The sequence below is a fragment of the Tepidisphaeraceae bacterium genome (genome assembly GCA_035998445.1).
GTDB lineage: Bacteria > Planctomycetota > Phycisphaerae > Tepidisphaerales > Tepidisphaeraceae > DASYHQ01.
This window is the reverse complement of record DASYHQ010000007.1, coordinates 61,444-72,004: the sequence shown is the minus strand read 5'-3', so window position 1 is coordinate 72,004 and position 10,561 is coordinate 61,444. Positions and strand designations below refer to the sequence as shown.

Sequence of the window (10,561 nt, the reverse complement as noted above, 5' to 3'; positions counted from 1 at the left end):
AGGCTGCGAGCTCACGCGCGACCTCTTCCGTGCAAAGGTTCAGGATCAGACGAAGTACTCAAAATCATGTTCCGTTCGCGACCGCCGTCGCACCGCGAAGACGTGGACGGGCGTGGTGCCGGGGTCCAGCCCCACCACCGCGTGATGCCCCTGCCAGCGGTACCGCGCATCGGTCAGCAGATCGTGCACCTGGAACGGCTGGTCGGCCGTCAAACCCATGGCCGCCAAGTTCAGGTCCAGATTGGCCCACTGCGTGTGGTATGGGTCGGTATTGGCCGCCACCAGAATCACGTTGTCGCCGAGCGTTTTGCTGAACACGACCACCGACTCGTTGTCGCACTTGTGGAACATCAGGCCGCGGTCGGTTTGCAGCGCGGGATTGCTCTTGCGAATACGATTCAGCCGGCCAAGCAAATCGGTCAGCGAGTGCGGATTGTCGAGGTCCCACTGGCGGATCTGGTATTTCTCCGAATCCAGATACTCCTCGCTGCCGTGCCGCACCGGTCGGCCGTCCATCAGTTCGAACGTCGGTCCGTAGATGCCGTAGTTGGCGCACAATGTGGCGGCCAGCACGGCACGTACCACGTACGCTGATCGGGCATCCGTCTGCAGGTACTCGTTTAAAATGTCCGGCGTGTTCGGCCACGCGTTGGGGCGGAAGAAGTCCACCACCGGGGCGGCCGTCAGTTCGGTGTAGTACTGCTTGATGCTCCAAGGGTCGTTGCGCCACGCGAAGTAGGTGTACGACTGCGTGAACCCCAGCTTCGCCAGCCGGTACATCACCTTTGGCCGCGTGAACGCCTCAGCCAGAAATAGCACCGCCGGCTCGCGCCGCTTCACCTCGGCGATCAGCCATTCCCAGAAGGGGAAGGGCTTCGTGTGCGGGTTGTCGACGCGGAAGATGCGCACGCCATGCTGCACCCAGTGCATCGTTACGCGCAGCAGCTCGTTCCACAGGTTCTGCCAGTCGTCGCACTCGAAGTCGAACGGGTAAATGTCCTGATACTTCTTCGGTGGGTTCTCGGCGTACTGGATCGTGCCATCTGGCCGATGGCGGAACCATTGCGGATGCTCCTTCACGTACGGGTGGTCCGGCGAGCACTGAAACGCCAGATCCAGCGCGATTTCAATCCCGCGGTCATTGGCACTGGCGATCAGATGGTCGAAGTCGCCGATCGTGCCAAGCTGCGGGTGGATCGCGTCGTGGCCGCCTTCCGGTCCGCCGATCGCCCAAGGGCTGCCGACGTCGCCGGGCTCGGCCACGGGTGAGTTGTTGCGGCCCTTGCGGAACGCGCGACCGATGGGGTGGATCGGCGGCAGGTAGACGACGTCGAAGCCCATTTTGGCGACGTAATCCATCCGCCCCGCCACGTCGCGCAGCGTGCCGTGCTTGCCCGGCTCGGCCGACGCTGATCGTGGGAAAAACTCGTACCACGAACTGAACCGGGCCCGCGTGCGGTCGACCCACATCTTCACCGGCGTCGGATATTCCGTGACGAACAGCCGTGGCCCGTGCTGGCGCATCAGCGTTTGCAGCGACGGCCCCAGCGCGATCTCCGTCGCCTCACCACGCGAATCGGACCGCAGGAAGCGCCCAAACTCGCTAAGCGATCGTGATACGTCGCCTTCCGTCGCCCGGGCGGCCTCTTCAACCAGTTCGGCGCCGATCAGCAGGTCGACGCTGACGTTCTGCCCCGCCCCCACGCGCTTCTGCAGGTCGTAGCGCCACGTGGCGAACCGGTCGACCCACGCGACGACGGTAAATTCGTGCCAGCCCACCGCGTGCACCGGAAACTCACCGGCCCAGCGGTCGTTCACCAGCGGGGCCATCTCCGCCTCGCGCCATTCGCTGGCGTTGCCCGAGCGATGGCGGATGGCGACGCCGATCTTGTCGTGACCGTCGACGAACGCGTCGGCCTCCACGCGCACGAGTTCACCGACCGATCGTTTGACCGGAAACCGCCCGCCGTCCACGAGCGGCACGATGTTCTCGACGATCACGCGCGATCGCCCCGCGGCTGGCGCCTGGACCTGCGATGCGCCGGCCCGCGTGGCCGCGGCGTTGCCCGCGCGTTCCGATGGGGTTGCAGCCGTCTCAATCATGCGCGCAGTATAGGAACGCACCGCTCGCTTGAGAGGGGACATTTCTCGATCTTTTTTGCTCTGCAACGAACATGGCTCACCGGGAACTGAACCGGTCGTCGACCGCGTATTATCTCGGCCGTTTCCCGCTATCTCGAACGCGGCCGAGCAGTTATGTTGCACGTCATGAAACTGCGCGACGAGTTCACGCCTGAGCAGGTGAAGTGGGCCATCGGGTTCTGGAGCCTTGGAAGCGAGGGGGCTAGCTACACCGACTCGGCGTCCATCGCCGGCGCCGCCGGGCTGAACATGGATGCGTCGCGGGCCGCCGAGGAACAGTTCGTGCTGACCGCGCTGGCCGAGCGCGACAAGATCGGACGGGTCATCCTGACGAGCGAGGGACGCGAACTGGCCAAAGCGCTCGCCCGCGAGTCGCGGTAGGTGTTGCCGGAGCGCTAGAAGCGGTTTCACTTCATTTGTAGCGCGTCAAGGCACTGTCATCCTGAACCCCAGCGGTAGCGACCTGAGGGATCGGTCTGAGGATAAGCGATCGTTCCGTCGAGATGGGTAAGACCCCCTCCCAGCCTCCCCCGGAGTACCGGGAGAGGGGCCGGAGCGAGCACGCTCAAACCGATAGGCAACCCTTCTGGATGACACGTCGGGTGTAGGCGCTTGCGTCCACGGGAATCATTCTCGCCGCGTCTATCTGTAGTGCGTGCTCGCGCCGCCCGAAAGCGTTCTCACCTCAACGCACCCCAACCAATTCCACGAGCGTGGAGATCAGCTGGTTCGTGTCGACCGGCTTGGACACGTGCCGTTGGAAGCCGGCGTCTTTGGCGCGCACCTGGTCGACCTCGCGCGAGAAGGCCGACAGCGCGATCGCGGGGATCTGCGGGCGGCGCTGGTGGGCCTCGTCGGTGCGGACCTGGCGCATGAAGGCGTAGCCGTCGACGCCGGGCATCGCGATGTCGCTGACGATCACGTCCGGCAGCGCCTCGGCCAGCGCCTGCATCGCGGCGGTGGCGGAATGGGTGGCGCGCACCGTGGCGCCGGCGGCGGTCAGCAGCGTGATCAGGGCTGCCGACGAGTCGGGGTTGTCCTCGACCAGCAACACCTTCGTCCCGTTCAACGGTTGCCGCTTGTCGGCCTTGGACACGACGTCGCTCGCCTTGCCCTTGGTCTTGGCCTTTGGGGCGGGCTTGGGTGGCGCCTTGGGGGCCCTGTCGCGCGGCATTTGGGACAGCGTCAGTTCGATGATGAACGTCGCGCCCTTGCCGAGGCCCGCGCTCTCGGCGCGAATCGTGCCGCCGTGCAGTTCGACGAGCTGCTTCGTGATCGCCAGGCCCAGGCCGAGGCCACCCTGCGAGCGGGTATGGACGGCGTCGGCCTGCTGGAAGCGGTTGAAGACCTTCGGCAGAAATTCGGGCTCAATTCCACGGCCGGTGTCGGTCACGCGGATCTCGTGCGCGCGATCGCCCGTGTGCAGTCGCACGTCGACCCGCCCGCCTTGCGGTGTGAACTTCACCGCGTTGGTCAGCACGTTCCAGATGACCTGCTGCAACCGGTCCGGGTCGGCCAGCACGAACCCGGCGTCGTCCGGCACCGACAGGTTCACCGTCACGCCCGACGCCGCCGCGCTCGGGCGGATGGCTTCCACGGCCAGGCGCGCCACGCTGGCCAAGTCGGTCGGGCGTATGTTTAGCCGCAGCTTGCCCGACGAGATGCGCGACGTGTCGAGCAGATCGTCGATCAACTGCTTCTGCGCCAGCGCGCTGTGCTCGATGGCCGCGATGCCCTCCTGGAACGACTCGGGCGTGATCGTGCCATTCTTGATCATCTGCGTCCAAAGCAGGATCGCGCTCAGCGGCGTGCGCAGCTCGTGCGACGCGGTGGCCAGGAACTGATCCTTGGCCTCGTTGGCCGCCTCGGCGGTGGCGTGGGCCTGCTGTAGCGTCTGCTCGGCCCGCTTGCGGTCGGTGTTGTCGCGCATCACCTTCACGAAGCCGGTCAACTCGCGGCGGTCGTTGTACAGCGCCGTCACCGCCCCGCTGCCCCAGAAGCGCTCGCCACCCTTGCGCAGGTGCCATCGCTCATCGAGCGATTGCCCATGCAATGCGGCCCCAGCGAGCTCGTCCTTGGGCGCGCCGGCGGCGCGGTCCTCGGGCGTGAAGATGAACGCCCCGGCTTGGCCCATCGCTTCGGCTTCCGTGAAGCCCAGCACGTGCTCGGCGCCGGCGCTCCACATCGTGATGCGGCCATCCGGGTCCATCAGGAAGATCGCGTACTCCTTCACGCTCTGCACGATCAGGCGGTACCGTTCCTCCCCCTCCCGCTGCCGCTGTTCGGCCTCCCGGCGACGGGTGATGTCCACGAACGTCACCACGACGCCCTCGATCCGATTGTCGGTCGTGCGGTACGGCAGCACGCGGCGCATGTACCACTGGCCGCTCGTGCTCTGCACCTCGCGCTCGATCGGCACCAGTCGCGCAAGCACCGCCTCGGCATCGCGCAGCAGGTCAGGATCGGAGAACTTCGGGGACAGGTCGCTGAGCGGACGCCCCATGTCCGATGGGATCAACTCGAACAGGTCGCGCACGATCGGCGTGAACCGGCGGATGCGGAAGCGCGTGTCGAGGAAGACCACCGCGATGTCCGTGCTGCTCAACAGGCTGCTGAGGTCGTTGGTCGTGGCCTCCAGCTCCTCCATCTTCGCCTGCAGCTGGGCGTTGACGGTCGTCAGCTCCTCGTTCATCGACTGGAGCTCTTCCTTGCTCGTCTCCAGTTCCTCGTTGGTCGACTGCAGTTCCTCGTTGACGCTCGTCACCTCCTCGTTGGAGGCCTTCAACTCCTCGTTGCTGGTCTGCAGTTCCTCGACCGTGCTCTGCAGTTCGTCGCGCACGCGATGCAGTTCGAGCATCAGCTGGCGCTCGCCGTCACCGTTACCATCTGCGCCGCTGCCGTTCCCGTTGCCGTTGGCCCCGACCAGCGCTTGGGGCGCGACCCACTGCGCGAAGCTGACGAGGAAGAAGCCGGGCAACGAATTGTCGTCCAACGGCGCCACGGTGACGGCGACGCGGACGCGCCCGCTGGTCGTCTCGATGTAGCCGTCGCGCACTTCGGAGCTCGTCTGCTCCGCCATCGACTTGTGCAGCGCGATGCGCAACGCCCCGCGGACGCCCTCGCGGGCCATCTGCAGCACCTCGCGCGTCGGCTCACCGGCGGGCTGCGAGAGGTACGGGCTGGTGTCGCCGTGGAAGTAGGCCACCCGGTGCTGCGAATCGACCACGACGGCGGCGGGCGTGAAGCGTTCGAGGAGCGTGCGCTGCGCGACGTGGGCCAACGAGGCGCGCGGGACGCTGCGCACGGATCCGCCGGTGCCGCCGTGCTCGACCTCGTTTGCGGCAAGCTGGCGACGCCCGGTGGTGACGGGTGGAAAGGCAAATTCCCCCGGACGCGTAATGCCGATGCGCCGGAAGATGCGCCACTTCTTGTCCACCGGGTCGAACAGGTCGTCGGCGCCGTTGACGGTCTCGGAATTGCCTAGGAACAGCGTTCCCCCCTCGCGCAGACCGAAGTGCAACAGCGACATCACGCGGCGCTGCACCGCCGGCTCGAGGTAGATCAGCAGGTTGCGGCAGGTGCAGATGTCCAACCGCGAGAACGGGGGATCCTGCAGGATATTCTGTGCCGAGAAGACGATCAGCTCGCGCAGCTCCTTGCGCACCCGGTAGACCGCGTCCACCTTTTCAAAGAAACGCTCCAGCCGTTCCGACGTTATCTCCCCTTCGATGCCCTGCGGGTAGACGCCCATCCGCGCCTGCGCCAACATGCGATCGGCGAGGTCGGTCGCGAAAATCTTGATGTCGAACGTCTTCTGTTTGGCCTCGGCCGCCTCCAACAGCAGCATGCCGAGCGTGTAGGCCTCCTCGCCACTGGAACAGGCGGTCACCCAGACGCGGATCGAGCTGTGTTCTTCCCGCTCGGCCACCAGGGGCTCGATGACGCGCGTGCGCAGCGATTCCCACGCCTCGCGGTCGCGGAAGAAGCCGGTGACGTGGATGACCAGATCGTCCGCCAGCGCCGTAGCCTCCGACGGGTTCTGCCGCAGCAGCTTCGCGTAACCGTTGAGCTCGGTTAACTGGTGCAGCCCCATGCGTCGCTGAATGCGGCGAAGGACCGTCGGCTGCTTGTATCCCTCGAAATTGCGCCGCGAGCGCGTCCGCAGCAGCGTCAGGATCTCGGTGATCGCGTTGCGATCCTGCTTGATCGACAGTTCGGTCGCACTGCGGCCCTGCGCGTAGGGGTGGGCGGCGTACTGCTGCAGCACCTCGGGAATCTGATCGGGACGCAGGATGAAGTCAGCCAGCTGCGCGTCGATCAGGCTGCGCGGCATGGACGGGAACTTGGCCGAGTCGGGGTCCTGCGCGATGCAGACGCCCCCCACCGCCTTGATCACCTGCGCGCCGGCCGACCCGTTGCTGCCCATGCCAGACAGGATCACACCGATCGCGCGCTCGCGCTGTTCCTCGGCCAGCGACCGGAAAAAGTCGTCCACGGGCCGTCGATGACCGGCCTTCTCCAACGGTTCGCCCAGGCGCAGAAGGCCGTCCTGGATCGTCATCGTCCGGCCGGGGCGAATGACGTAGACGTGGTTGGGCTGCACCGGCATGCCGTCTTCCACCTGCAGCACCGGCATCGCGGTACGCTTGGACAGGATGTCGGCAACCATGCTCTCGCGGTCGGGGGGCAGGTGCTGCACGAGCACGAACGCCATGCCCGTATCGGCCCGCAGGACCTTGAAGAACTCCAGGAACGCTTCCAACCCACCGGCGGATGCGCCGATTCCAATCACCGGGAACGGCAAGCGCGGCGGCGCCTCGTCGTCGACGGGTTGTGCCGCGCGATCAAGCTGATCGCGCTCCGAGGAACCACCGGGCGGCGGACCACCGTGCGAGCCATCCCCCTGCTCATGTTGATTCTGTTGGTTACTTTTACGTGCGGGCACTACGTTCCTTGCATTTGCCGTTTGTCGATCCGGCCTACTTCGCGCCATCAATATGTCAATCTTACTCGACTTGCCGCCACGATCCACCGTTATAATGTGTGATGACGAGCGGCAGAACGGCCCTTCTCTAAGGAAAATAGCAGTGTCCGGCGCTCCGCGGAGACGATACCGCCGTCTCCGCAGTGCGCCGGCGGCGGCGGCTTAGAGCTTCTTCGGCACGACAAAATCAACAATCGACAGGATGATGGCGCACCGATCATCACACTCCCCCGCCGACGAACTGTCGGCAAGCCGAAAATGGTTCTTTGCAGCCCATGCGGTCGCTTGAGTTCAATTTTGTCGAAGTCCGTTAACAATCGTATGCTGACCGCCGCCACGATGACATGAGCTTGGTGCAGGGTGGCGGTTCGATGATGAAATACCGGCGACTTTCGCCGACGATCCGTCGCCTGGCGTGCTAATATCACGTCAGGCGACCTGCCCTTGCGACCGCCGCGGGGTCGCCGGGGTGGCGTTGGGTTTCACACGGCCGTCCCGATATCGAACGAGTCCGACACGATGCAGACACCCGATCGCATACCGTCGAGCGAGGTGACGCCCGAGGCGACCTACAAGAGCCGGCGCGCCTTCATGCAGGCCGGCGTCGCCGTCGCGACGCTCGCGGCGACGGGGTTGATCTACCGCCAGTTGAACCGCGCCGGCTCCAGTGTCGCCGTGCCCGAGACGCCCAGGCTTGCCGGCCTGACCACCGCGCCCGCCACCCAGCCCAGCGCCGCGAGCGGGTTCTTCGTTGATGAACCGCTGACGCCGCTGGTGAGCGTGACGAACTACAACAACTTCTACGAGTTCACGACCGACAAGGAAGGCGTCGCCCCACTGGCGGCCGGTTTCGTATCGCGGCCGTGGACCGTGATGGTGGATGGCAACGTCGCCAGGCCCACGCAGTTCGACCTTGACGATCTGCTGACCGTCGCGGCACCGGAAGAGCGCGTCTACCGCATGCGCTGCGTCGAGGGATGGTCGATGGTCATCCCCTGGGCGGGATACTCGTTGTCGAAGTTGCTGGATAAGGTCGAGCCGCGCAGCAACGCGAAGTACGTGGCGTTTCAAACGCTGTTCGATCCACAGCGATTCCCCGGTCAACGCCGCGCCGTGCTGGATTGGCCGTACGTGGAAGGCCTGCGCATGGACGAGGCGATGCACCCCCTGACGTTGCTCGCCAGTGGTCTGTATGGCCGCGAGATGCCGGCGCAGAACGGCGCGCCGCTGCGGTTGGTGGTGCCGTGGAAGTACGGGTTCAAGGGGATCAAGTCGATCGTGCGCATCACGTTGACCGAGGCCGAGCCGCCGACCACGTGGAACAAGTCGGCTCCGAACGAGTACGGCTTCTACGCCAATGTGAACCCCGAGGTCGCCCACCCGCGCTGGAGCCAAGCCACCGAACAGCGCATCGGCCTGCCCGGCCGCCGACCGACGCTGATGTTCAACGGGTACGGTGAGCAGGTGGCAAGCCTGTACAGTGGCATGGACCTGCGACAGCAGTACTAAATGCTAAGTGCTTCACGATGCAACCATCGTCATCCTGAGGTACTCCGAAGGATCTCTTGGCACCCGCCAAATTGAAGAGATCCTTTGACGTACCTCAGGATGACGCGCTTAGATATCACGCACGAAACCGCCCTATGAAGATCACCCGCGTTGAAAAGCTTATAGTCGCGCTGAACTGCGCCGTGCCCGCGGCGTTGCTGGGGTACGACGCGTTGCGCGGGCAACTCGGCGCCAACCCGGTCAACTTCGCGATCCGCACGACGGGCATGCTGGCGCTGACCTTCCTGGTCGGCTCGCTGTTCATCACCCCGCTGGCTCGATTGACCGGCTGGAACTGGCTGGTGCTCTTCCGGCGGACGATCGGCCTGTACGCGTTCTTCCACGCGATGCTGCACCTGGGCATCTTCTTCGTCGGCGACCGTGCGATGAACGTGCGCAGCACGCTGTCGGAAATGGTGCTGCGACCCTACCTGATCGTCGGCAGCGCCGCGTTGCTGCTGATGGTGCCGCTGGCCGTCACCTCGACCGACGGCATGATCCGCCGGCTTGGGCCGAAGCGATGGAAACTGCTGCATCGGCTGGCGTACGTGTCGGCGATCCTTGGGGTGGTCCACTATTACATGCTGGTGAAGGCGGACGTCACGCGCCCCGCGAGTTTCGCGGTGGCGCTCGGCGTGCTGCTGGGCTTCCGCCCGGTCTACTCGCTCGTCCGCCTATCGCGCATGCGGGAGAAGACGCCGGCCATCGCTCACGTTTCCGTGCAGCCGACTGGCATGGCCACTGCAATCGCGCCGCGCCTTTTGCCGAAGTTCTGGCGCGGCCAGTTGCGCGTTGCAGGCACGTTCGACGAAACGCCCAACGTTCGCACGTTTCGTCTGACGGCGTTGGACGGGCTCACGCTGCCGTTCACGTTCCTGCCCGGCCAGTACCTAAACATCGTGTTGAACATCGACGGCCAGACGGTTAACCGTTCGTACACCATCGCGTCTTCGCCAAGCCGGACGGCGTACTGCGAGATCACCGTGAAGCGCGACGGCGTGGCGTCGCAGTTCCTGCATCGGGCCGTGCAAAGGGGCGACGTGCTGACCGTCTCCGCACCCGCCGGCCGATTCACGTTCGCAGGGACGGAATCGCCGCACATCGTGATGATCGCCGGCGGCGTCGGCATCACGCCGCTGATGTCGAAGATCCGCTACCTCACCGACATCTGCTGGCCCGGCGACATTCACCTCTGCTACGCCGCCCGCACCGCTGCGGACGTGATCTACCGTGACGAGCTCGACTACCTGCAGCGCCGCCATTCAAACCTGCACGTGCTGACGACCCTCACCGGCGCCGATGCCCAAACCACCCCCGGCCCGCGTGGCCGGCTGACGGCCCAGCAGGTGATCGCCCATGCGCCGCACATCCGCGAGAGCGTCGTCCACATTTGCGGCCCCGATGCCATGCTGGAACCCACCCGCCAGCTGCTGCGCGAATTAGGCGTGCCGGAAGATCGAATTCACTTCGAGTCGTTCACGTCACCGGGCCGTGACGTTGCGGGAATGGAAGAGGTGGCAGACGCTTCGCCGCTGATCGCTGGAACGGCCGAACCGTCGATAATCAGCCCAGCGGCAAGCACCGACGGCGCCGCCGTCACTTTTGCACGATCGGGTCGCGTCGGCGTCGCTTCAACGAACCAAAGCGTGCTGGAGGTCGCCGAGGCGACCGGCGTGAACATCGACTTCGACTGCCGCTCCGGCATCTGCGGCCAGTGCAAGGTGAACCTGATCGGCGGCCAGGTCGAGATGACAACGCAAGACGCGCTCAGCGCCAGCGATCGCGCTAAGGGGTACGTGCTCGCGTGCCAAGCGCACTGCGTGGGACCCGTCACCATCGACGCGTGAACGCGCTACATCTGTTCAAACGCAACGCCGTAATTGCCAA

General features: G+C 65.3%; 5 protein-coding genes. 3 read left to right on the top strand and 2 right to left on the bottom strand.

What is annotated here, in order from left to right; translation table 11 throughout:
- Positions 1-45: 45 nt before the first annotated feature.
- Positions 46-2,103 carry an alpha-1,4-glucan--maltose-1-phosphate maltosyltransferase gene (locus VGN72_01445; protein ID HEV7297999.1) on the bottom strand — a complete coding sequence of 686 codons (2,058 nt, stop codon included), beginning with the start codon at positions 2,101-2,103 and terminating at the stop codon, positions 46-48.
- Between the two features lie 165 nt (positions 2,104-2,268).
- On the opposite strand from VGN72_01445, the gene VGN72_01440 reads away from it, so the two are divergent.
- Entirely contained in the window at positions 2,269-2,523 is a 255-nt protein-coding gene (locus VGN72_01440) for a hypothetical protein (GenBank protein ID HEV7297998.1), read from the top strand.
- A gap of 304 nt (positions 2,524-2,827) precedes the next feature.
- Here VGN72_01440 and VGN72_01435 read toward each other — a convergent pair whose 3' ends face one another.
- The gene (locus VGN72_01435; GenBank protein ID HEV7297997.1) at positions 2,828-7,087 is read right to left on the bottom strand and encodes a chemotaxis protein CheB; all 4,260 of its coding nucleotides are present in this window, start codon (positions 7,085-7,087) and stop codon (positions 2,828-2,830) included.
- A 558-nt stretch (positions 7,088-7,645) separates the two neighbouring features.
- Here VGN72_01435 and msrP point away from each other — a divergent pair.
- Complete coding sequence (gene msrP, locus VGN72_01430) at positions 7,646-8,635, top strand: protein-methionine-sulfoxide reductase catalytic subunit MsrP (protein HEV7297996.1); 990 nt, start codon at positions 7,646-7,648, stop codon at positions 8,633-8,635.
- A gap of 134 nt (positions 8,636-8,769) precedes the next feature.
- Positions 8,770-10,521 carry a ferric reductase-like transmembrane domain-containing protein gene (locus VGN72_01425; protein ID HEV7297995.1) on the top strand — a complete coding sequence of 584 codons (1,752 nt, stop codon included), beginning with the start codon at positions 8,770-8,772 and terminating at the stop codon, positions 10,519-10,521.
- Positions 10,522-10,561 lie beyond the last annotated feature (40 nt).

Excerpts from the sequence above, each read along its gene's own strand:
- VGN72_01445 (HEV7297999.1), bottom strand. The coding sequence starts at position 2,103 with ATGATTGAGACGGCTGCAACCCCATCGGAACGCGCGGGCAACGCCGCG.
- VGN72_01440 (HEV7297998.1), top strand. The coding sequence starts at position 2,269 with ATGAAACTGCGCGACGAGTTCACGCCTGAGCAGGTGAAGTGGGCCATC.
- msrP (HEV7297996.1), top strand. The coding sequence starts at position 7,646 with ATGCAGACACCCGATCGCATACCGTCGAGCGAGGTGACGCCCGAGGCG.
- VGN72_01425 (HEV7297995.1), top strand. The coding sequence starts at position 8,770 with ATGAAGATCACCCGCGTTGAAAAGCTTATAGTCGCGCTGAACTGCGCC.